Below are 21827 nucleotides of genomic sequence, written 5' to 3'. Positions count from 1 at the left end.
CACCCAACCCCGCCCAGTAAGGGCCGACCTACTTACCCACAACCTCGCCGGAGGCGATCCGCACACCACGAGCCCAATCCGCCCCCCGCATCGGCTTCTTCCCCTGCGGCTGCACCCACAACAGCTCGACGCCGTGCGACCCCGTACCGACGTACACATTGTTCTTGCCCGCGTCCAGCGCCCCCGGCGCCAGATCCGTACGCTCCACCACCGGCCGCACGGCGACAAGCTTCAGCCGCTCACCGCGGAACATGGTCCACGCACCGGGCGCCGGCGTGCAGCCCCGCACCACCCGGTCGACCCGCAGCGCCGGCGCCGACCAGTCGATCTCGGCGTCCTCGACGTTGATCTTCGGGGCGAGGGTGATGCCGTCGGCGGGCTGCGGCACCGCCTCGAGGGCGCCGTCCTCGATCCCGTCCATCGTCGCGGCCAGCAGCCCCGCGCCCGCGAACGCGAGCCGGGTCAGCAGGTCGCCGCTGGTGTCGGTGTGCCGTACGTACTCGGTGACCGTGCCGTACAGCGGACCGGAGTCGAGCCCCTCCTCGATCAGGAACGTGGACGCCCCCGTGATCTCGTCGCCCGCCATGATCGAGTGCTGCACCGGCGCGGCCCCGCGCCACGCGGGCAGCAGCGAGAAGTGCAGGTTCACCCAGCCACGTCGGGGCACATCGAGGGCGACGCGGGGCAGCAACGCCCCGTACGCCACCACCGGACAGCAGTCGGGCCCGATCTCACGCAGCCGCGCCAGAAAGTCCTCGTCGCGCGGCTTGCGCGGCTTGAGCACCTCGATCCCGGCCTCCTCGGCGCGCTGCGCGACGGGACTCGCGACCAGGCGACGGCCGCGCCCGGCGGGGGCGTCGGGGCGGGTGACGACCGCTGCAACCTCGTGCCGGTCGGAGGCGATCAGGGCGTCCAGGGCGGGAACGGCGACCTCGGGGGTGCCTGCGAAGACCAACTTCATCGGTGGGCGACTGCCTCTCGGGCGGGGGTACATGACGAGCAGCGGTCCAGTCTATGGGCCGCCCCTGATCCGCGCCGGACGTCCATGTCTACCGCCGCCCGAGGGGCGTACGACCGACCGCGCGCCCCGCGCATATGCGCATACGCCCCTGCACCGTGACCACATCGACAGGTTGCGCGTTGGTCAAGAAAGAGTTGACCACTTGGAGTCGACCACAACGGGCCGCAGTTGCGGCCCGATCCTTTTCAACGCCGGTTCGAGAGGCTTGTTCATGGCCGACCACGCAACCCACGACGCCCAGGCCCGGGCCAGCCTGCATCTGCTGGTGCGGGACATCGAGCGGGTCCGCCGGCAGGTGGACGCGCTGCGCACCCTGACCGCCCAGTTGGGGAATGTCTACCGCCCGCGCCGCTCCGGACCCTCCACGGGCTTCGTGGTGTACGGACGGGCGCCCGCGCCCACCGTCCGCCTCGCCCAGGAGCTGCGGGACAGCGTCGAGACCCTGGTCACGGCCGCTGTGGACTTCGACCGCTCCCTGGGCTTCTCCTGGGACGCGGTGGGTTCGGCGCTCGGGGTCACCAAGCAGGCGGTGCACCGCAGGTACGGGGCTCGGCGGGCCACCACGCAGGCCGCCGCCGAGGCCGAGCGCGCCACCGAGGCGACGACCGGGCGCGGGGTACCGGTGACCACGTCACCGCTTCCGCAGGTGCCCGCCGCCCGTTCCATGCCGACGCAGCCGACGGCCGGAAGCCCGAACCTGCGCGACGAGGCCCGCCCCGGAGCGTTCCCCGGTCCACGCAACGGCTGAGTCCCGCAGTACGCGCGAGCCCCCGCGCAGCAGTAACGCCGACGCTGCTGCAAGGGGCTCGCGCCCACCCTGTGCCCCCGTCGTCGAACTGACGACAGGGGCACAGGCACGTCCGCCCGCACCACTACGCACGCGCCCGTGCCACACCCAACTCCCCCTGCCCGCAAGCCCGCTGCACGCAAGCCTCTCCGTGCAAGCCCCTTCGTGCGAGCCTCTTCGTACGAGCCCTTCGCACGAGCCCGCTCAGCCGATGTCCGGCGGATCCACCCGGATCCGTACCGTCTCCGCCTCGCTGCGTCCCGACTTGGCGAGCCGGGCCGCCTGCGCGGACTTGAGGGCGGCGGCGAGAGCGGCACCCGAGCCGGGCGGTACCCGTACGAGAGCCCGCTCCCAGAGCTCGCCGGGCGGCGGACCGCCTGGTCTTCGGGGCCGGCCGAGCTCCGTCACCGGCAGCGGTACGGGGCCCAACACCTCAGCGTCCCCCGGCAGTTCAGCCGCCGCGAGGAACTCGGTGAGTGCCGTCGGCCGCCCGGACACGGCGGCCATCCGCGACACCGGCGGAAAGCCCAGCTCGGCCCGCTCGGACAGCTCCCGCACCGCATGCCCCGTGGGGTCCCAGCGCACCAGCGCCTGCACCGGTCTCAGGGTCGGCTCGGCCACGACGACGACGGTGCCGCCCTCCCCCTGCGGCCGCACCAGCGCACCGGCGCCGATCCAGCGCCGCAGGGCCTCCTCACCGGCGCGCAGGTCGGGCCGGCCGAGCATGGCCCAGCCGTCGAGCAGCAGCGCCGCCGCGTACCCCCCGTCGGCGACCGGCTCGGCGCCCGGCGTGCACACCACAAGGGAGGGCGCGTCGGGCACGGTGTCGAGGATCTGGTCGCGCCCCGAGGTGCGCACCGGCACGGCGGGGAAGGCGCGGCCCAGCTCCTCGGCGGTGCGCCGTGCGCCCACCACTTGGGCCCGCAGCCGGAACCCGCCGCAGGCGCCGCAGTGCCACTCGGTCTCGTCCCGCCCGCACCAGCCGCAGTGCAACGGGCCCGCGTCGCGCGCTTCCAGGGGGCCGGCGCAGTGCCGGCAGCGGGCGGGTTCGCGGCAGCGCTCGCAGGCCAGGCGTGGCACGTATCCGCGCCGTGGCACCTGGACGAGGACCGGGCCGTGCCGCAGTCCTTCGCGCACCGCCGTCCAGGCCAGCGTCGGGAGCCGGGCCGCGCGGGCCGCCTCGTCGCGCGCCAGGTCACCGTCACCGACCGTACGCACAAGGGGCGCGGCGGCGCGAACCTGCTCACGGTCACCGGCCAGGGGCAGCGCCCAGCCGCTCTCGACCAGCTGGGCGGCCTCGACGGTGCAGCTCCAACTGCCGAGCAGGAAGGCGCACTTCTCGTGGGCGGCGCGCAGCAGCAGCACATCGCGCGCGTGCGGCTGCGGCGCGTGCGGCTCGCTGTGGCTGCCGTCCCCGTCGTCCCAGATCGCCACGAGCCCCAGGTCGAGCACGGGCGCGAACATGGCGGCACGGGTGCCGACGACCGCCCGCACGGACCCGCGCCGTACGGCGAGCCATTCGCGGTACCGCTTCTCCGGCCCCGCGTCCGCGGTCAGCAGAGCGTGACGGCCCTCGCCGAGCACCTCGGTCAGGGCGGCGTCCACGCGTGCGGCGATGCGCCCGTCGGGGACGACGACGAGGGCGCCGCGCCCCGAGGACAGGGTGGCGGCGACGGCGCGCGCCAGCTCGTCGGCCCACTGCCGTCCCGGCAGCGCGTTCCACACGGCACGGGGCGCCTCACCGTCGGCGAGTGCCTTCAGAAAAGCGGCACCACGCGCGTACCTCCCCCAGGAGCCGGGCTCGGGCGCGCGCGGCGGAGGCAGGGGTTCCGGCGAGGCCTTGCTCTCCGCTCTGCCGTTGCGCGGGGGGACGGCGAGCTGCAGCACATCGGCGAGGCTCCCCGCGTACCGGTCGGCCACGGCGCGGGCGAGCGCAAGGAGCTCGGGGCTCAACACCCGCTCGGGGGACACCACTTGGGCGAGGGCGGCGAGGGGACCGGCGTAATCCGACTCGGGCAGCCGCTCGATCACGAACCCGCTGATCAGCCCGCCGCCCTCACGGCGCCCGCCGTGCACGGAGTGCCGCCCGGCCCCGAACCGCACGCGCACGCGCACGCCGGGCTGCGCGTCGGCGGCCAGCTCCTCGGGCACGGCGTAGTCGAAGTACCGGTCGAGGTGCAGCACGCCCTTGTCGACGAGCACCCGCGCGACCGGCAGCTCCTTGGCGAGGTCGGCCCCCCGCCACGTACGCGGCTTGGCCCGCGGCACCTTGGCCTTGCGCACGGTCTCCCGGATGAGCGCAAGCTGCTCCGGCGCCGCGTCCGCCGCGTCGCTGGGCCCCTGCTCATCCCGGCTGCTCACAGCCAAATTCCTATCAGACGACACTGACACCGCAGGCCTCCGAGTTCTCGCACGCCGACGGCCTGAGCGTCCCGCGAGAACGGCGAAGGCCCGGCTCCTCCGAGGAGAGCCGGGCCCAAGCACCGTTCAGATCACCAGACGGAAACCGCGAAGCTCAGAGCCCCGCAGCCTTCCGCAGCGCGTCCACGCGGTCCGTGCGCTCCCACGTGAAGTCGGGAATCGCCCGGCCGAAGTGGCCGTACGCAGCGGTCTGGGCGTAGATCGGGCGGAGCAGGTCGAGGTCGCGGATGATCGCGGCGGGGCGGAGGTCGAAGACCGTCTGGATGGCCTGCTCGATCTTCTCCACGTCGACCGTGGCGGTGCCGAAGGTCTCCACGAAGAGACCGACCGGCTCGGCCTTGCCGATCGCGTACGCGACCTGGACCTCGCAGCGGGAGGCGAGGCCCGCGGCGACGACGTTCTTGGCGACCCAGCGCATCGCGTACGCGGCGGAGCGGTCGACCTTGGACGGGTCCTTGCCGGAGAAGGCGCCGCCGCCGTGGCGGGCCATGCCGCCGTACGTGTCGATGATGATCTTGCGGCCGGTGAGGCCCGCGTCGCCCATCGGGCCGCCGATCTCGAAGCGGCCGGTGGGGTTCACCAGGAGGCGGTAGCCGTCGGTCTCCAGCTTGATGCCGTCGTCCAGGAGCGCCTTCAGCTCGGGCTCGACGACGAACTCGCGGATGTCGGGGGCGAGCAGCGAGTCCAGGTCGATGTCGCTCGCGTGCTGCGAGGAGACGACGACGGTGTCGAGGCGGACGGCCTTGTCACCGTCGTACTCGATGGTGACCTGGGTCTTTCCGTCCGGGCGCAGGTAGGGGATCGTGCCGTTCTTGCGCACCTCGGAGAGCCGCTTGGAGAGGCGGTGGGCGAGGTGGATCGGGAGCGGCATCAGCTCGGGCGTCTCGTCGGAGGCGTACCCGAACATCAGGCCCTGGTCGCCGGCGCCCTGCTTGTCCAGCTCGTCCTCGTCGCCCTCGACGCGCGTCTCGTAGGCGGTGTCGACGCCCTGCGCGATGTCAGGGGACTGCGCGCCGATGGAGACCGAGACGCCGCAGGACGCGCCGTCGAAGCCCTTCTTCGACGAGTCGTAACCGATCTCGAGGATCTTCTCGCGCACCAGCTGCGCGATCGGCGCGTAGGCCTTGGTCGTGACCTCGCCGGCCACGTGCACCAGGCCAGTCGTGATCAACGTCTCGACGGCGACGCGGGACGTGGGGTCCTCGCGGAGCAGCGCGTCGAGAATGGTGTCGCTGATCTGGTCAGCGATCTTGTCGGGGTGACCCTCGGTCACAGACTCCGAGGTGAACAGACGACGGGACACAACGCTCCCTGGGGTTGCAGCGGCTGCTGGCTGATCATTGACGGTCCGGCCGGGAGCTGCGCCCGGCGTCGTACCGTGACCAGTTTATCGGTCGCCTCCGGCCGCTGGACCATGCGTCTCGCTAAGTGGGAGTCCAGTGACCTGCGGCACTGCATTCTGCGATACGAAGATAGGGCTCCACCAGAGGGCCTGTGCCCGAAATCTCGGGCTTTGGGACCCCCGGAGGAGCGAACGTGACATTCTCCTGATGTTCACGTCAGCCGCTGGGAAACCAGGTCCCAGACGATGTCCGCGAGGGCTTCCTTCGGTCCGTGCGGCACCGGTGTCTCGGAGCCGTCGGCGCCCAGGACGACCGCTTCGTTCTCCTCGGCGCCGAAGGTCTTGCGCTCCCCGACCTCGTTGACGACGAGCAGATCGCAGCCCTTGCGTTCCAGTTTGGCGCGGCCGTTGGCGAGCACGTCGTCGGTCTCGGCGGCGAAGCCGACGACGACCTGGCCGGGGCGCGGCCGCTCCCCGGCGATCTCGGCGAGGATGTCGGGGTTGCGCACCAGGACGATCGGCTCGGGCTCCTGCCCGTCCTTCTTCTTGATCTTCCCGGCGGCGTACGTGGCGGGCCGGAAGTCGGCCACCGCCGCGGCCATGACCACCGCGTCGGCGTCGGCCGTCGCCTTCAGGACCGCTTCCCGCAGCTGTACGGCGGTGCCGACGTGCACGACGTCGACCCCGGCCGGGTCGGGCAGCGCGGCGTTGGCGGAGACCAGCGTGACCCGGGCGCCGCGGGCGGCGGCGGTGCGGGCGAGGGCGTACCCCTGCTTGCCGGAGGAGCGGTTGCCCAGGTAGCGGACCGGGTCGAGGGGTTCGCGGGTGCCCCCGGCGCTGACCACGACATGGCGGCCGCTCAGGTCGGCCTCGGCGGCCCCACGGGCCAACACGCGACGGCAGACCTCGTAGATCTCACCGGGTTCGGGCAGTCGTCCCTTGCCGGTGTCGACGCCGGTGAGGCGGCCGACGGCGGGTTCGATGACGACGGCGCCGCGGCGGCGGAGCGTCGCGACGTTCTCCTGGGTGGCCGGGTGCTCCCACATCTCGGTGTGCATGGCGGGCGCGAAAACGACCGGACAGCGGGCCGTGAGCAGGGTGTTGGTGAGCAGGTCGTCGGCGAGGCCGTGGGCCGCCTTGGCGAGCATGTCGGCGGTGGCGGGGGCGACGACGACCAGGTCGGCGTGCTGTCCGATGCGGACGTGCGGGACCTCGTGGACGTCGGACCAGACCTCGGTGGAGACGGGGTGGCCGGAGAGCGCGGACCAGGTGGCGGCGCCGACGAAGTGCAGTGCGGACTCGGTGGGTACGACGCGGACGTCGTGGCCCGACTCGGTGAGCCTGCGCAGCAGCTCGCACGCCTTGTACGCGGCGATGCCGCCGCTGACGCCAAGGACGACCTTCGGCTTGTCCACTGCCCACTCCCCATTCACGATGCGGTTCGTACCCATGACACACCACAGGCCCGGCAGTCGCGCTGCCGGGCCTGTACTGGAAAAAACTGCCGCTACTGAGCCGGGCCCTCGATGGCCTCGGAGGTCAGCAGACCCGCGTTGATCTCACGCAGGGCGATCGAGAGCGGCTTCTCGTGGACGTGGGTGTCCACCAGCGGACCGACGTACTCGAGGAGGCCCTCGCCGAGCTGCGAGTAGTACGCGTTGATCTGGCGCGCGCGCTTGGCGGCGTAGATCACAAGGCTGTACTTCGAGTCGGTGGCTTCGAGGAGCTCATCGATCGGCGGGTTGATGATGCCCTCGGGCGCGGTGATGGAAGAGGACACGCTCTACCTTCCGAAGAATGGAAAAAGATCAGACAACGTTGACCAAGGCTAGCAGCTCACGGGCTACGTCCTTGACCGAGGTGTTCACCAGGGTCGTATCGAACTCCGACTCGGCCGCGAGCTCTACGCGGGCGGCCGCGAGGCGGCGTTCGATGACCTCGGGGGCTTCGGTGCCCCGGCCGGTGAGCCGGCGGACCAGCTCGTCCCAGCTGGGCGGCGCCAGGAAGACCAGCTGGGCCTCCGGCATGGACTCGCGGACGAGCCGGGCGCCCTGGAGGTCGATCTCCAGGAGGACGGGCTCGCCCGCCTCGAGACGCTCCAGGACGGCGGCCCGCGGAGTGCCGTAGCGGTTGCCCGCGAACTCGGCCCACTCGAGCAGCTCGCCGTTGGCGATCAGCTTGTCCATTTCCTCGTCCGTGACGAAGAAGTACTGCACACCGTGCTTCTCCCCGGGGCGCGGCTTACGGGTCGTGGCCGACACCGAGAGCCAGACTTCGGGGTGTTCATTGCGCATATGAGCGACGACCGTGCTCTTGCCGACCCCCGAGGGGCCGGAGAGCACGGTCAGTCGCGGACGTGATTCCGGGGGTACGGGGGACGCCCCCCGGGATGTTGCAGCCATGCAGCGATTATCCAGGTTCTCAGGAGTGCCTGAGACCGTCAGGCGGCGCCGCCGCCGAACTCACGCTCCAGGGAAGCGATCTGGTTGGAGCCGAGACCGCGCACACGGCGGCTCTCGGAGATTCCGAGACGCTCCATGATCTGCTTGGCACGGACCTTGCCCACGCCAGGAAGCGACTCCAGGAGGGCGGAGACCTTCATCTTGCCGATGACGTCGTTCTCCTGGCCCGCCTTGATGACCTCCTGGAGAGAGGCCCCGGAGTGCTTGAGTCGATTCTTGACCTCGGCCCGCTCCCGGCGAGCCGCGGCGGCCTTTTCGAGCGCGGCTGCGCGCTGTTCAGGGGTAAGGGGCGGAAGAGCCACGCCTACGTCACCTCGGTTGTCGAACTGTCGGATACGGACCGGTGAGGAACCTAGTCGCCCCACACCTGGGGAGCAACGAGCAACACCATCGCCCGTACTCCCCCACTGCCTTGAACGGCGTGGAAGGTGCCCCCACTCGGGAGGTGCCCCCACTCGACGGAGACTAGCGGCCAGGGCCGCCGGAGTCAGCGAGAACAGCGGAAAAGTCCTGGTCAGCCTCCGCCGAACTATACATTTCCGGCAAATTGCCCCGGAATTGAGGCCTCAGGCGGCCGGGAGTCGTACCCATCGCCGTCGAGCACGTCCCGTAAATCGTCAAGAGGGCCTTCGCCTGGGGAGCCGGCGGTCGGTCACAAACCGGACCAGGACGACAAAAGCCGCCGGGCGGGCTCGTCGAGGAGCCCGCCCGGCGGCGCGGTGAACAGCGTCGTTACGCGACGGCCGCGCGCACCTCGTCCGCGAAGCGCTCCGCCGAGTCGCGCAGCGCGGCGACGTCCGGTCCGTGGCGCAGCACGCCACGGCTGACGTTCGGCACCACGTTGCGGACCGCGGCGCCGAAGACGCCAGGCAGGTCCGCCGGGGTCGCCCCCTGCGCGCCGATGCCGGGGGCGAGCAGCGGCCCGTTGATGTTCAGGTCGTACGAGGACAGGTCGCCCAGGGTCGCGCCGACGACCGCGCCGAAGGAGCCGAGCGGTTCGGCGCCCGCGTTCTCCTCGGCCAGGTGCGCGAGCATCGTCGCGCCGACCGAGCGGCCGTCGGCGCGCAGGGCGTGCTGGACCTCGGCGCCCTCCGGGTTGGAGGTCAGCGCGAGCACGAAGAGTCCGGCGCCGTTCTCCCGCGCCAGGTCGACGGCGGGCTTCAGGGAGCCGTAGCCGAGGTACGGGGAGACGGTGAGGGCGTCCGAGAACAGCGGTGAGTCCTTGCTGAGGAAGGTCTCCGCGTACGCCGCCATGGTGGAGCCGATGTCGCCGCGCTTGGCGTCCATGACGACCAGGCCGCCGGCCGCGCGGACGTCCGCCACGGACCGCTCCAGGACGGCGACGCCGCGCGAGCCGAAGCGCTCGAAGAACGCCGACTGCGGCTTGAACACTGCGACGTTGCCGCCGAGCGCCTCGACGACGGTGCGGGAGAACCGCTCCAGGCCCTCGACCGTGTCGGGCAGGCCCCAGGACTCGAGCAGCGCGGCGTGCGGGTCGATGCCGACGCAGAGCGGGCCGCGCTCGTCCATGGCGCGGCGCAGGCGGGCGCCGAAGGGTTCCAAGGTCATGCGGACTTCCTCACGTCGGCGCCGACCGCGTCGGCGAGCGTGGCGTACGGGCTGGTGTTCAGGCGGGCCGCGAGGCCCTTGTGGAGCGCGCGCATCCAGAAGGGACCCTCGTAGATGAAGGCGCTGTAGCCCTGCACCAGGGTGGCGCCCGCGAGGATGCGCTGCCAGGCGTCCTCCGCGTTCTCGATGCCGCCGACGCCGACCAGGGTGATGTCGTCGCCCACGCGCGCGTAGAGGCGGCGCAGGACCTCCAGGGAGCGCTCCTTGAGCGGGGCGCCCGAGAGGCCGCCGGTCTCCTGGACCAGGGCGGGGTCGGAGGCCAGGCCCTCGCGGGCGATGGTGGTGTTGGTGGCGATGATGCCGTCGAGGCCGAGCTCCACGGCGAGGTCGGCGACGGCGTCCACGTCCTCGTCCGCGAGGTCCGGGGCGATCTTGACCAGGAGCGGGACGCGGCGGTCTGTGACCGTGCGGTCGGCCGCTTCGCGGACCTCCGTGAGCAGCGGGCGCAGGGACTCGGTGGCCTGGAGGTTGCGCAGGCCGGGGGTGTTGGGCGAGGAGACGTTGACGACGAGGTAGTCGGCGTGAGCGGCGAGGCGCTCGGTCGACTTCACGTAGTCGGCGGCGGCCTCCTCCTCGGGGACCACCTTGGTCTTGCCGATGTTCACGCCGACGACCGGCTTGAAGACCGGCACACGCGCGTGGAGGCGGTCCGCGACGGCCGCGGAGCCCTCGTTGTTGAAGCCCATGCGGTTGATCAGGGCGCGGTCCGGCACGAGGCGGAACAGGCGCTTCTTGGGGTTGCCGGGCTGCGGCTCGCCGGTGACGGTGCCGATCTCGACGTGGTCGAAGCCGAGCATCGCCATGCCGTCGATCGCGACGGCGTTCTTGTCGAAGCCGGCGGCGAGCCCGAAGGGCCCGTGCATGCGCAGGCCGAGCGCCTCGGTGCGCAGTTCCTGGAAGCGCGGCGCGAGCGCGGCGGCGACGAAGGTGCGAAGCACCGGGACGCGGGCGGCGAGCCGGATCCAGCGGAAGGCCAGGTGGTGGGCCTGCTCCGGGTCCATCCGCTTGAAGACGAGGTTGAAGAAGAACTTGTACATGAAGGGTGTCCTCGTGGAGCTCATGAAGCTCACGAAGAGGGGGACACCGTTTCCGGTGTCCCCCTCCCCGATGGCTAGTCGCGGGCCGCGGTCAGGTGCTCAGCGTGTTCCTGGAGCGAACGCACGCCCACGTCACCGTGGTTGAGCGCGTCGATGCCCTGGACGGCGGCGGCGAGCGCCTGCACCGTCGTCAGGCAGGGCACGCTGCGCGCCACGGCCGCCGTACGGATGTCGTAGCCGTCGAGGCGGCCGCCGGTGCCGTACGGGGTGTTGACGATGAGGTCGACATCGCCCTCGTGGATGAGCTGGACGATGGTCTTCTCGCCGTTCGGGCCCTCGCCCTCGGACTGCTTGCGTACGACGGTGGCGTTGATGCCGTTCCGCTTCAGCACCTCGGCGGTGCCGGAGGTGGCGAGCAACTCGAAGCCGTGGGCGACGAGTTCACGCGCCGGGAAGATCATCGAGCGCTTGTCGCGGTTGGCGACCGAGATGAACGCGCGGCCCTTGGTCGGCAGCGGCCCGTACGCACCGGCCTGCGACTTGGCGTACGCCGTGCCGAAGACCGAGTCGATGCCCATGACCTCGCCGGTGGAGCGCATCTCCGGGCCGAGGACGGTGTCGACGCCGCGGCCGTGGATGTCGCGGAAGCGCGACCACGGCATCACGGCCTCCTTGACGGAGATCGGCGCGTCCATCGGGAGCGTGCCGCCGTCGCCCTCCCTGGGGAGCAGGCCCTCGGCGCGCAGCTCGGCGATGGTGGCGCCGAGCGAGATGCGCGCGGCGGCCTTGGCGAGCGGCACCGCGGTCGCCTTCGAGGTGAAGGGGACGGTGCGGGACGCGCGCGGGTTGGCTTCCAGGACGTAGAGGATGTCCCCGGCCATCGCGAACTGGATGTTGATGAGTCCGCGTACGCCGACTCCCTTGGCGATTCCCTCGGTTGAAGCCCTGAGCCGCTTGATGTCGAAGCCGCCGAGGGTGATCGGGGGCAGCGCGCACGCCGAGTCGCCGGAGTGGATACCGGCCTCCTCGATGTGCTCCATGACGCCGCCGAGGTAGAGCTCGGTGCCGTCGTAGAGCGCGTCCACGTCGATCTCGATGGCGTCGTCGAGGAAGCGGTCGACGAGGACCGGCCGCGAGGGGCTGATCTCGGTCGACTCCTCGATGTACGAGGAGAGGCGGGTCTCGTCGTAGACGATCTCCATGCCGCGGCCGCCGAGGACGTACGACGGGCGGACGAGGACCGGGTAGCCGATCTCGTCGGCGATCGTCTTCGCTTCCGCGAACGTGGTGGCGGTGCCGTGCTTCGGCGCCGGAAGACCGGCCTCCGCGAGCACCCGGCCGAAGGCTCCGCGGTCCTCGGCGGCGTGGATGGCCTCGGGCGAAGTGCCCACGACCGGGACGCCGTTGTCCTTCAGCGCCTGCGCGAGGCCCAGCGGGGTCTGGCCGCCGAGCTGCACGACGACGCCCGCGATCGGGCCGGCGAGGGACTCGGCGTGCACGATCTCCAGGACGTCCTCGAGCGTGAGCGGCTCGAAGTACAGACGGTCGGAGGTGTCGTAGTCCGTGGAGACGGTCTCGGGGTTGCAGTTGACCATCACGGTCTCGTAGCCCGCGTCGCTCAGCGCGAAGGAGGCGTGGACGCAGGAGTAGTCGAACTCGATGCCCTGGCCGATGCGGTTGGGGCCCGAGCCCAGGATGATGACCGCGGGCTTGTCGCGCTTGGCGACCTCGTTCTCCTCGTCGTACGAGGAGTAGAAGTACGGCGTCTTCGCTGCGAACTCGGCGGCGCAGGTGTCGACCGTCTTGTAGACCGGGCGGACCCCGAGCGCGTGCCGGACCTCGCGGACGACGTCCTCGCGCAGGCCGCGGATCTCGGCGATCTGGTGGTCGGAGAAGCCGTGCCGCTTGGCCTCGGCGAGCAGATCGGTGTCGAGGCGCTCGGCGGCGGCCAGCTCGTCGGCGATCTCCTTGATGAGAAAGAGCTGGTCGACGAACCAGGGGTCGATCTTCGTGTACTCGAAGATCTCCTCCTGGGTGGCGCCGGCGCGGATGGCCTCCATGACGGTGTTGATCCGGCCGTCGGTCGGGCGCACGGACTCTTCGAGGAGCGCGGTCTTGTCGCCGGTCTCACCGACGAAGGTGAACTGCGAGCCCTTCTTCTCCAGGGAGCGCAGCGCCTTCTGGAACGCCTCGGTGAAGTTACGGCCGATGGCCATGGCCTCGCCGACCGACTTCATGGTGGTGGTCAGCGTGGAGTCGGCGGACGGGAACTTCTCGAACGCGAACCTCGGGGCCTTCACGACGACGTAGTCGAGGGTCGGCTCGAAGGAGGCCGGGGTCTTCTCGGTGATGTCGTTCGGGATCTCGTCGAGCGTGTAGCCGACGGCCAGCTTGGCGGCGATCTTGGCGATCGGGAAGCCGGTCGCCTTGGAGGCCAGGGCGCTGGAGCGGGAGACCCGCGGGTTCATCTCGATCACGATGACGCGGCCGTCGACCGGGTCGATCGCGAACTGGATGTTGCAGCCGCCGGTGTCGACGCCGACCTCGCGGATGATCGCGATGCCGACGTCACGGAGGCGCTGGTACTCGCGGTCGGTCAGCGTCATCGCGGGGGCGACGGTGATCGAGTCGCCGGTGTGGACGCCCATCGGGTCGAAGTTCTCGATGGAGCAGACGACCACGACGTTGTCGTTCTTGTCGCGCATCAGCTCCAGCTCGTACTCCTTCCAGCCGAGGATGGACTCCTCGAGGAGCACCTCGGTGGTCGGGGAGAGCGTGAGGCCCTGACCGGCGATACGGCGCAGCTCCTCCTCATCGTGCGCGAAGCCGGAACCGGCGCCGCCCATGGTGAAGGAGGGGCGGACGACGACCGGGTAGCCGCCGAGGGTGTCGACGCCCGCGATGACGTCGTCCATGGTGTGGCAGATGACGGAACGGGCGGACTCGCCGTGCCCGATCTTGGCGTTGACGGCCTCCACGACCTCCTTGAAGAGGTCGCGGTCCTCGCCCTTGTTGATCGCCTCGACGTTGGCGCCGATGAGTTCGACGCCGTACTTCTCGAGGACGCCCTGCTCGTGCATGGAGATCGCGGTGTTGAGCGCGGTCTGGCCGCCGAGGGTGGGAAGCAGCGCGTCGGGGCGCTCCTTGGCGATGATCTTCTCGACGAACTCGGGGGTGATCGGCTCGACGTACGTGGCGTCGGCGATCTCCGGGTCGGTCATGATCGTCGCCGGGTTGGAGTTGACCAGGATGACCCGCAGGCCCTCTGCGCGCAGGATGCGGCAGGCCTGGGTGCCGGAGTAGTCGAACTCGGCGGCCTGGCCGATGACGATCGGGCCGGAGCCGATGACCAGGACGGACTGGATATCGGTGCGCTTAGGCACGCTCGGCCTCCATCAGAGTTACGAAGCGGTCGAAGAGGTACGCGGCGTCGTGCGGGCCCGCGGCCGCCTCGGGGTGGTACTGGACGGAGAAGGCGGGCTGGTCGAGCAGCCGCAGACCCTCGACGACCTGGTCGTTCAGGCAGACGTGCGAAACCTCGGCGCGGCCGTAAGGCGTCTCGCTGACCTTGTCGAGGGGCGCGTCGACGGCGAAGCCGTGATTGTGCGCCGTGACCTCGACCTTGCCGGTGGTGCGGTCCTGCACCGGCTGGTTGATGCCGCGGTGGCCGTACTTCAGCTTGAAGGTGCCGAAGCCGAGCGAGCGGCCCAGGATCTGGTTGCCGAAGCAGATGCCGAACAGCGGCGTCTTGCGCTCGAGCACGCCCTGCATGACGGAGACCGGGTGGTCGGCGGTGGCCGGGTCGCCGGGCCCGTTGGAGAAGAACACTCCGTCGGGGTTCACCGCGTAGATGTCCTCGACCGTGGCCGTGGCGGGCAGCACGTGCACCTCGATGCCGCGCTCGGCCATGCGGTGCGGGGTCATGCCCTTGATGCCCAGGTCGACCGCGGCGACGGTGAACTTCTTGGTGCCGATCGCGGGGACGACGTACGCCTCCTTGGTGGCGACCTCGGCGGAGAGGTTCGCGCCCTTCATCTGCGGGGCGTCCTGGACCTTCGCGAGCAGCGAAGCCTCATCGATGGAGCCCGCGACCGCCTCGCCGGAGAAGATGCCGACCCGCATGGCGCCGCGCTCGCGCAGGTGCCGGGTGAGCGCCCGGGTGTCGACGCCGGAGATGCCGACGACGCCCTGCTGGACGAGCTCATCGTCGAGCGAGCGCTGCGAGCGCCAGTTGGAGGGCACGCGTGCGGGGTCTCGTACGACATAGCCCGCGACCCAGATCTGCCCGGACTCGGGGTCCTCGTCGTTGACGCCGGTGTTGCCGACGTGCGGGGCGGTCATGACGACGACCTGGCGGTGGTACGAGGGGTCGGTCAGGGTCTCCTGGTAGCCGGTCATGCCGGTGGAGAACACGGCCTCGCCGAAGGTCTCCCCCACGGCCCCGTAGGCGCGGCCGCGGAAGATGCGGCCGTCCTCCAGGACGAGTACGGCGGGAGTCTTTGCTCCCCGAGTGGAGGTCGTCATCGTGCGGCGCCTTCCGTGGTGTCGGTGGTGGTGGTACGGGTCTTCATCGTGTTGATGGCCTCGACCCAGGCCGTGTGTTCGGCGGCGTGGTCGGAGCGGAAGCCGGAGTCGAGCAGCTTGTCGCCGTGTGCCCAGGTCACGACCAGGAGGCCGCCCTCGGCGAGGACCTTGCCCGCGATGCCCTTGTCGAGCCGGGCCTCGCGCAGTTGTGCCGCCGGGACGAAGAAGTCGGTGGCCCCGGGGCGTACGACGTTCAGTCCCTGGTCCGTGAGGGTCAGCTCGACCCGGCTGCGGGTGCCGAGACCGTGGGCCACGATCCGGTCGAGCCACTGCCCGGCGGTGGTGGAGCCGTGGTACCGGCCGGTCAGCTCAAGTTTCGCCTCGCCGGGCTCGGTCGGCAGCGCGGGCAGCTCGGGCAGATCGCCCTGGAGCGTGGCGCGCCACTTCCAGCCCTGGCGCATCAGCCAGTAGACGAGCGCCACGAAGAGCGCGAGTCCGACCAGCCAGCCGATGCGCGCGGCCCAGTCCGTCACTTCCGCCGATTTGGGTTCGGCGGCCAGTTGCAGCAGAGGTGTCACGTGAGCTTCCCGTCGATGACCGTGGCCCGGCCCCGCAGGAAGGTGTGGGTGACGCGACCCGGCAGCTCGCGGCCCTCGTAGGGGGTGTTGCGGCTGCGGGAGGCGAAGCCCGCGGGGTCCACCGCTCCACGGTAAGCCGGATCGACGAGGGTGAGGTTGGCGGGCTCGCCTGCCGAGACGGGGCGGCCGTGGCCGTCGAGGCGGCCGATCTTCGCCGGGTTGACGGACATCCGCTCGGCGACGCCGGCCCAGTCGAGCAGCCCGGTCTCGACCATCGTCTGCTGGACCACGGACAGCGCGGTCTCCAGGCCGACCATGCCCATGGCGGCGGCGGCCCACTCGCAGTCCTTGTCCTCGTGCGGGTGCGGGGCGTGGTCGGTGGCGACGATGTCGATCGTGCCGTCGGCCAGCGCCTCACGCAGCGCCATCACGTCCTTCTCCGTACGGAGCGGCGGGTTGACCTTGTAGACGGGGTTGTACGAGCGGACCAGCTCGTCGGTGAGGAGCAGGTGGTGCGGGGTGACCTCGGCGGTCACGTCGATGCCGCGGGACTTGGCCCAGCGCACGATCTCGACGCTGCCGGCGGTCGACAGGTGGCAGATGTGCACCCGGGAGCCGACGTGCTCGGCGAGCAGCACGTCGCGGGCGATGATCGACTCCTCCGCGACGGCGGGCCAGCCGCCGAGGCCCAGCTCGGCGGAGACGACGCCTTCGTTCATCTGGGCGCCCTCCGTGAGGCGGGGCTCCTGGGCGTGCTGGGCGACGACACCGTCGAAGGCCTTCACGTACTCCAGGGCGCGCCGCATCATCACGGCGTCGTCGACGCACTTGCCGTCGTCGGAGAACACCTTCACGCCTGCCGCCGAGTCGTGCATGGCGCCGAGCTCCGCGAGCTTCTTGCCCTCGAGGCCGACGGTGACGGCGCCGATGGGCTGCACGTCGCAGTAGCCGGACTCCCTGCCGAGCCGCCAGACCTGCTCGACGACGCCCGCGGTGTCGGCGACGGGGAAGGTGTTGGCCATCGCGTGCACGGCGGTCCAGCCACCGCGGGCGGCGGCCTTGGTGCCGGTCAGGACGGTCTCGGAGTCCTCACGGCCGGGCTCGCGCAGGTGGGTGTGCAGGTCGACGAGGCCCGGGAGCAGCACCTGGCCTTCGGCCTCGATCACCTGGGCGCCCTCGGCGGACAGGCCGCTGCCGACCGCTTCGATCGTCTCGCCGTCGATGAGTACGTCCTGCGCCTCGCCGCCGAGGACCTTGGCGCCACGAATAAGGATCTTGCTCATGATTACTTGCTCTCCTCGGGACGGGCATGGGCGACGGCGGGTTCGTTCCCGCCGAGCAGCAGATAGAGAACCGCCATACGGGTGTGCACACCGTTGGCGACCTGCTCGATCGCGGTGCAGCGGTCGGAGTCGGCGACGTCGGCGGTGATCTCCATGCCGCGGACCATCGGGCCGGGGTGCATCACGATGGCGTGCTCCGGCATCTTCGCCATCCGGTCGCCGTCGAGCCCGTACCGCCGCGCGTACTCGCGCTCGGTGGGGAAGAACGCGGCGTTCATCCGCTCCCGCTGCACCCGCAGCATCATCACGGCGTCGCTCTTGGGCAGCGTGCTGTCCAGGTCGTACGAGACCTCGCACGGCCAGGTCTCCACGCCGACGGGCAGCAGGGTGGGCGGCGCGACGAGGGTGACCTCGGCGCCGAGGGTGTGCAGCAGATCGACGTTGGAGCGGGCGACCCGGCCGTGCAGGATGTCGCCGACGATGGTGATCCGCTTGCCCGCGAGGTCCTTGCCCAGGCCCGCGTCCCGGCCGACGAGCCGGCGCCGCATGGTGAAGGCGTCGAGCAGCGCCTGCGTGGGGTGCTGGTGGGTGCCGTCACCGGCGTTGATCACGGCGGCGTCGATCCACCCGGAGGTGGCGAGCCGGTACGGGGCGCCGGAGGCACCGTGCCGGATGACGACGGCGTCGACGCCCATCGCCTCCAGCGTCTGCGCGGTGTCCTTGAGCGACTCGCCCTTGGAGACGGACGAACCCTTCGCGGCGAAGTTGATGACGTCCGCGGAGAGCCGCTTCTCGGCGGCCTCGAAGGAGATCCGGGTACGGGTCGAGTCCTCGAAGAAGAGGTTCACGACGGTACGTCCCCTGAGGGCGGGCAGTTTCTTGATCGGCCGGTCCGCGACCCGGGCCATCTCCTCGGCGGTGTCGAGGATCAGGACGGCGTCGTCGCGGGAGAGGTCGGCGGCCGAGATGAGGTGACGCATCATCTGTCAGGCTCCGTAAGGAAGTTCAGAACTTTTCGGGCACAAGGGGGCGCGGCAGAGCGCAGGGGCGTACGCGGGGCACGCCGGGAGGTGCTGCTACTGCTCGCCCGCCGGGGCGGTCTTCTTCTCACCGAGCAGCACGGTGTCGCGACCGTCCTCCTCGGCGAGCTGGACCTTGACCGTCTCCCGCAGCGACGTGGGGAGGTTCTTGCCGACGTAGTCGGCGCGGATGGGCAGCTCGCGGTGGCCGCGGTCGACCAGGACGGCGAGCTGCACGGCGCGCGGCCGCCCGGTGTCGTTCAGGGCGTCGAGCGCGGCACGGATGGTACGGCCGGAGAAGAGCACGTCGTCGACGAGCACGACGAGCCGGCCGTCGATGCCGTCAGCGGGGATGTCCGTACGGGCGAGAGCGCGCGGCGGGTGCATGCGCAGGTCGTCGCGGTACATGGTGATGTCGAGCGAACCGACCGGAATGTCCCGTCCGGTGATCTCCGCCAGCTTCGCGCCGAGCCGCTGCGCGAGAAATACGCCGCGGGTCGGAATGCCGAGAAGCACCACATCGTCGGCGCCCTTGGCGCGTTCGACGATTTCATGGGCGATACGGGTCAACACCCGTGCGATGTCGGGGCCTTCGAGAACCGGCCGCGCGACTTCGGAACTGTTTTCGGTGTCCATACGAAACGGACCTCCTTCTCCGCCTCACGGGACGGACCTTAAAGGACGTCAAGATTGCGCCCACTAGCCTAGCAGCGCGGCAACACCGCAGTTCACAGGCCCCCTGATAGGCGGTACGGACCTTTCGGCTTGACGCATCCAAGTAACGCTGCGTAACCTCACAGTGAGTCACAGGCACGCGGTCGAGGCCGCAGAATGCAGCGTCCGGGGAGCTATATGTCCAGCGAATACGCCAAACAGCTCGGGGCCAAGCTCCGGGCCATCCGCACCCAGCAGGGCCTTTCCCTCCACGGAGTCGAGGAGAAGTCCCAGGGACGCTGGAAGGCGGTCGTGGTCGGTTCGTACGAGCGCGGTGACCGTGCGGTCACGGTGCAGCGCCTCGCGGAGCTGGCCGACTTCTACGGCGTCCCCGTACAGGAGCTCCTTCCGGGTACGACGCCCGGCGGTGCCGCCGAGCCGCCGCCCAAGCTGGTCCTCGACCTGGAGCGTCTCGCCCACGTCCCGCAGGAGAAGGCCGGCCCGCTGCAGCGGTACGCGGCGACGATCCAGTCCCAGCGCGGCGACTACAACGGCAAGGTGCTGTCGATCCGCCAGGACGACCTGCGCACCCTCGCCGTGATCTACGACCAGTCCCCCTCGGTCCTCACCGAGCAGCTGATCAGCTGGGGCGTCCTCGACGCGGACGCGCGCCGCGCGGTCACCCACGAAGAGGTCTGAGCCGCCTCAGAGCTGAGCAGAAACGTGCCGCCGGGGTGGCGGGGAAGAGTGATCTTCCCCGCCACCCCGGCGGCTTTTTCACGTCCGTGGGACAGTGACGCGCAGAACGACGAGGGGCCCACAGCGCGGCTGCGCTGCGGGCCCCTCGTCACGCGGTCACCGGAGTCCGGCTCAGGCCTCGTCCCTGCGCAGGGTGGGCTTGAGGTCCTTCAGACGGCCGAGCAGGCCGTTGACGAAGGACGGGGACTCGTCGGTCGAGAACTCCTTGGCGAGCTGCACCGCCTCGTCGAGCACGACGGCGTCGGGTGTCTCGTCCACCCAGATCAGTTCGTACGCACCGAGCCGCAGCAGGTTCCGGTCCACGACCGGCATCCGGTCGAGGGTCCAGTCCACCGCGTACTGGGAGATCAGCTCGTCGATCCGGGCGGCATGGTCGGCGTACCCCTCGACCAGGACCATGGTGTACTCGCTGACCGGCGGCTGCCGGGTGTCGGAACGCGAATGGCGCACCCAGTCAGCGAGGACCGTCAGGACGTCGGTCCCGCGCTGGTCGGCCTCGAAGAGGATCTGGAAGGCGCGCTTGCGGGCCGTATTACGGGCGGCCACGGTTAGCTGTTCACCCGGCCGAGGTAGTCGCTCGTGCGGGTGTCGACCTTGATCTTCTCGCCGGTCGTGATGAAGAGCGGCACGTTGATCTGGTGACCGGTCTCCAGGGTGGCGGGCTTGGTGCCACCGGTGGAGCGGTCGCCCTGGACACCCGGCTCGGTCTCCTGGATGACCAGCTCGACGGCGGCCGGGAGCTCGACGAAGAGCACCTCGCCCTCGTGCTGCGCGACCGTGGCGGTGAAGCCCTCGATCAGGAAGTTGGCGGCGTCGCCGACAGCCTTCCGGTCGACGTGCAGCTGGTCGTACGTCTGCATGTCCATGAAGACGAAGTAGTCGCCGTCCATGTACGAGAACTGCATGTCGCGCTTGTCGACAGTGGCCGTCTCGACCTTGACACCGGCGTTGAAGGTCTTGTCGACGACCTTGCCGGAGAGCACGTTCTTGAGCTTGGTGCGCACGAAGGCCGGGCCCTTACCGGGCTTGACGTGCTGGAACTCGACGACGGACCAGAGCTGGCCGCCTTCGAGCTTGAGCACCATGCCGTTCTTGAGGTCGTTCGTGGAAGCCACGGTTGCGGAATCTCCTGGACTGAAGCTGGTGGAACCGAAGGCCGTACGCGCTACAGCGCGAGCAGCTCCTTGGTCGTAATGGTGAGTAGCTCGGGTCCGCCGTCCGCCTCGGGGCGCACGACGAGCGTGTCATCGATCCGGACTCCGCCCCGGCCCGGGAGGTGGACCCCCGGTTCGACGGTGACCGGCACACAAGCGTCCAGTTTACCCATGGCTCCGGGCGCCAACTGCGGGTCCTCGTCGATTTCGAGCCCCACTCCGTGCCCGGTCGCCGGCGGAAGGGCGTCCCCGTACCCGGCGGCGTCCAGTACGGAGCGTGCCGCGCGGTCCACTTCGCGGTACTCGGCGCCGGGTACGAGGGCCTCCCGACCAGCCCGTTGTGCGGCGAAGACCAGGTCGTACAGCTCGATCTGCCAGTCCGCCGGGGTGGTGCCGATGACGAAGGTGCGGCCGATCTCGCTGCGGTAGCCGCGGTAGCAGGCCCCGAGGCAGACGGAGAGGAAGTCACCCTCCTCGACCCGGCGGTCGGTAGGACGGTGGCCGCCGCGGCCCGAGTTGATGCCGGTGCCGACCGAGGTGGCGAAGGCGGGGCCGTCCGCGCCGTGGTCGACGAGCCGGCGCTCCAGCTCCAGGGCGAGATGGCGCTCCGTGCGTCCGACGAGGATCGACTCCAGGAGTTCACCGAGGGCCTGGTCGGCGATCTCGGCGGCGATCCGCAGGCAGGAGATCTCCTCGCTGTCCTTGACGAGGCGCAGTTGCTCCACGGCGCAGCCCAGGTCGCCGAGGCGGAGCCGGGGCGCCACGGAGCGCAGGGCGCGGTGACGGACCACGGTCAGATGGTGTTCCTCGACCGCGAGCGAGTCGGCGCCCTGCCCGGCGGCCAGGTCGGCGGCCGCGACGGCGGTGTCACCGGCGGCCGTGGGCAGCACCTGTACGCGCAGCGCCTCGTCGGGCCGCCCCTCACCGGCCTCACCGCTCGGCGGGCCGCTGCACAGCAGAAGGTCGGCGCGCGGCCCGAGCAGCAGCACGGCGCCGTGCGGCGCGGCCCCGGTCAGATAGCGGACGTTGGCGGCGCGGGAGACGACCGCGGCCGCGTTCCCCGCGGTCGTGCACTGCTCCCTCAGCCGCGCCCTGCGGGCCGCGTACACCTCAGACATGAAGCGAGCGTACGAGCGGGCGCGCGCCGGGGCCTGTTC

At 70.7% G+C, this 21827-nt stretch carries 20 protein-coding genes; 2 read left to right on the top strand and 18 right to left on the bottom strand.

Annotated features, from left to right (window positions below; all coding sequences use genetic code 11):
- Window positions 1-28: 28 nt before the first annotated feature.
- The gene (gene fmt / locus GUY60_RS15370; RefSeq protein WP_161698042.1) at window positions 29-961 is read right to left on the bottom strand and encodes a methionyl-tRNA formyltransferase; all 933 of its coding nucleotides are present in this window, start codon (window positions 959-961) and stop codon (window positions 29-31) included.
- Window positions 962-1232: 271 nt separating this feature from the next.
- Here fmt and GUY60_RS15365 point away from each other — a divergent pair, with 271 nt between their 5' ends.
- Window positions 1233-1769: a hypothetical protein gene (locus GUY60_RS15365; protein WP_161698041.1), complete on the top strand. Its 537-nt coding sequence runs from the start codon at window positions 1233-1235 to the stop codon at window positions 1767-1769.
- 243 nt (window positions 1770-2012) lie between these two features.
- Here the strand turns inward: GUY60_RS15365 and GUY60_RS15360 are convergent, their stop codons facing one another.
- The 14 genes from GUY60_RS15360 to pyrR form a co-directional block, all read right to left on the bottom strand.
- Window positions 2013-4169 (bottom strand): primosomal protein N', encoded by a 2157-nt coding sequence (locus tag GUY60_RS15360; RefSeq protein ID WP_161698039.1) that lies wholly within the window; start codon window positions 4167-4169, stop codon window positions 2013-2015.
- Window positions 4170-4323: 154 nt separating this feature from the next.
- On the bottom strand, window positions 4324-5532 hold the full coding sequence (gene metK / locus GUY60_RS15355) for a methionine adenosyltransferase (RefSeq protein ID WP_161698037.1): 1209 nt from the start codon (window positions 5530-5532) through the stop codon (window positions 4324-4326).
- A 251-nt stretch (window positions 5533-5783) separates the two neighbouring features.
- Window positions 5784-6986 (bottom strand): bifunctional phosphopantothenoylcysteine decarboxylase/phosphopantothenate--cysteine ligase CoaBC, encoded by a 1203-nt coding sequence (coaBC, locus tag GUY60_RS15350; RefSeq protein ID WP_161698034.1) that lies wholly within the window; start codon window positions 6984-6986, stop codon window positions 5784-5786.
- Between the two features lie 92 nt (window positions 6987-7078).
- A complete protein-coding gene (gene rpoZ / locus GUY60_RS15345) occupies window positions 7079-7351 on the bottom strand; it encodes a DNA-directed RNA polymerase subunit omega (RefSeq protein ID WP_005319902.1) in 273 nt (90 codons plus the stop codon).
- Window positions 7352-7379: 28 nt separating this feature from the next.
- Window positions 7380-7973, bottom strand: coding sequence for a guanylate kinase (gmk, locus tag GUY60_RS15340; RefSeq protein ID WP_161698032.1), 594 nt, complete (start codon window positions 7971-7973; stop codon window positions 7380-7382).
- 38 nt (window positions 7974-8011) lie between these two features.
- Entirely contained in the window at window positions 8012-8335 is a 324-nt protein-coding gene (locus GUY60_RS15335) for an integration host factor (protein ID WP_161698030.1), read from the bottom strand.
- A 430-nt stretch (window positions 8336-8765) separates the two neighbouring features.
- Complete coding sequence (gene pyrF, locus GUY60_RS15330) at window positions 8766-9602, bottom strand: orotidine-5'-phosphate decarboxylase (RefSeq protein WP_161698028.1); 837 nt, start codon at window positions 9600-9602, stop codon at window positions 8766-8768.
- Window positions 9599-10699: a quinone-dependent dihydroorotate dehydrogenase gene (locus tag GUY60_RS15325; RefSeq protein WP_161698026.1), complete on the bottom strand. Its 1101-nt coding sequence runs from the start codon at window positions 10697-10699 to the stop codon at window positions 9599-9601. The genes pyrF and GUY60_RS15325 overlap by 4 nt, the downstream gene beginning before the upstream one ends.
- A gap of 74 nt (window positions 10700-10773) precedes the next feature.
- On the bottom strand, window positions 10774-14082 hold the full coding sequence (gene carB / locus GUY60_RS15320) for a carbamoyl-phosphate synthase large subunit (RefSeq protein ID WP_161698024.1): 3309 nt from the start codon (window positions 14080-14082) through the stop codon (window positions 10774-10776).
- Window positions 14075-15223, bottom strand: a complete 1149-nt coding sequence (gene carA / locus GUY60_RS15315) for a glutamine-hydrolyzing carbamoyl-phosphate synthase small subunit (RefSeq protein WP_161698022.1) — start codon at window positions 15221-15223, stop codon at window positions 14075-14077. The genes carB and carA overlap by 8 nt, the downstream gene beginning before the upstream one ends.
- Window positions 15220-15801: a PH-like domain-containing protein gene (locus tag GUY60_RS15310; RefSeq protein WP_161698020.1), complete on the bottom strand. Its 582-nt coding sequence runs from the start codon at window positions 15799-15801 to the stop codon at window positions 15220-15222. Before GUY60_RS15310 ends, carA begins: the two co-directional genes overlap by 4 nt.
- On the bottom strand, window positions 15798-17084 hold the full coding sequence (locus GUY60_RS15305) for a dihydroorotase (protein ID WP_161698018.1): 1287 nt from the start codon (window positions 17082-17084) through the stop codon (window positions 15798-15800). Before GUY60_RS15305 ends, GUY60_RS15310 begins: the two co-directional genes overlap by 4 nt.
- Window positions 17085-17086: 2 nt before the next feature.
- On the bottom strand, window positions 17087-18067 hold the full coding sequence (locus tag GUY60_RS15300; RefSeq protein WP_161698016.1) for an aspartate carbamoyltransferase catalytic subunit: 981 nt from the start codon (window positions 18065-18067) through the stop codon (window positions 17087-17089).
- A 93-nt stretch (window positions 18068-18160) separates the two neighbouring features.
- Window positions 18161-18739 (bottom strand): bifunctional pyr operon transcriptional regulator/uracil phosphoribosyltransferase PyrR, encoded by a 579-nt coding sequence (gene pyrR, locus GUY60_RS15295; RefSeq protein ID WP_161698014.1) that lies wholly within the window; start codon window positions 18737-18739, stop codon window positions 18161-18163.
- A gap of 216 nt (window positions 18740-18955) precedes the next feature.
- Here pyrR and bldD point away from each other — a divergent pair, with 216 nt between their 5' ends.
- Window positions 18956-19456, top strand: coding sequence for a transcriptional regulator BldD (gene bldD / locus GUY60_RS15290; protein WP_161698012.1), 501 nt, complete (start codon window positions 18956-18958; stop codon window positions 19454-19456).
- 171 nt (window positions 19457-19627) lie between these two features.
- Here the strand turns inward: bldD and nusB are convergent, their stop codons facing one another.
- From nusB to GUY60_RS15275, 3 genes are read right to left on the bottom strand one after another with little or no spacing between them, the layout of a single operon-like run.
- Window positions 19628-20062 (bottom strand): transcription antitermination factor NusB, encoded by a 435-nt coding sequence (gene nusB, locus GUY60_RS15285; RefSeq protein ID WP_161698010.1) that lies wholly within the window; start codon window positions 20060-20062, stop codon window positions 19628-19630.
- 2 nt (window positions 20063-20064) lie between these two features.
- Window positions 20065-20631 (bottom strand): elongation factor P, encoded by a 567-nt coding sequence (efp, locus tag GUY60_RS15280; RefSeq protein ID WP_161698008.1) that lies wholly within the window; start codon window positions 20629-20631, stop codon window positions 20065-20067.
- A 50-nt stretch (window positions 20632-20681) separates the two neighbouring features.
- Window positions 20682-21788: an aminopeptidase P family protein gene (locus GUY60_RS15275; RefSeq protein WP_161698006.1), complete on the bottom strand. Its 1107-nt coding sequence runs from the start codon at window positions 21786-21788 to the stop codon at window positions 20682-20684.
- Window positions 21789-21827: the final 39 nt, after the last annotated feature.

The organism is Streptomyces boluensis, from assembly GCF_009908195.1.
GTDB lineage: Bacteria > Actinomycetota > Actinomycetes > Streptomycetales > Streptomycetaceae > Streptomyces > Streptomyces boluensis.
The sequence above is the reverse complement of the archived record's forward strand: the minus strand, read 5'-3'. Positions and strand labels throughout refer to the sequence as shown.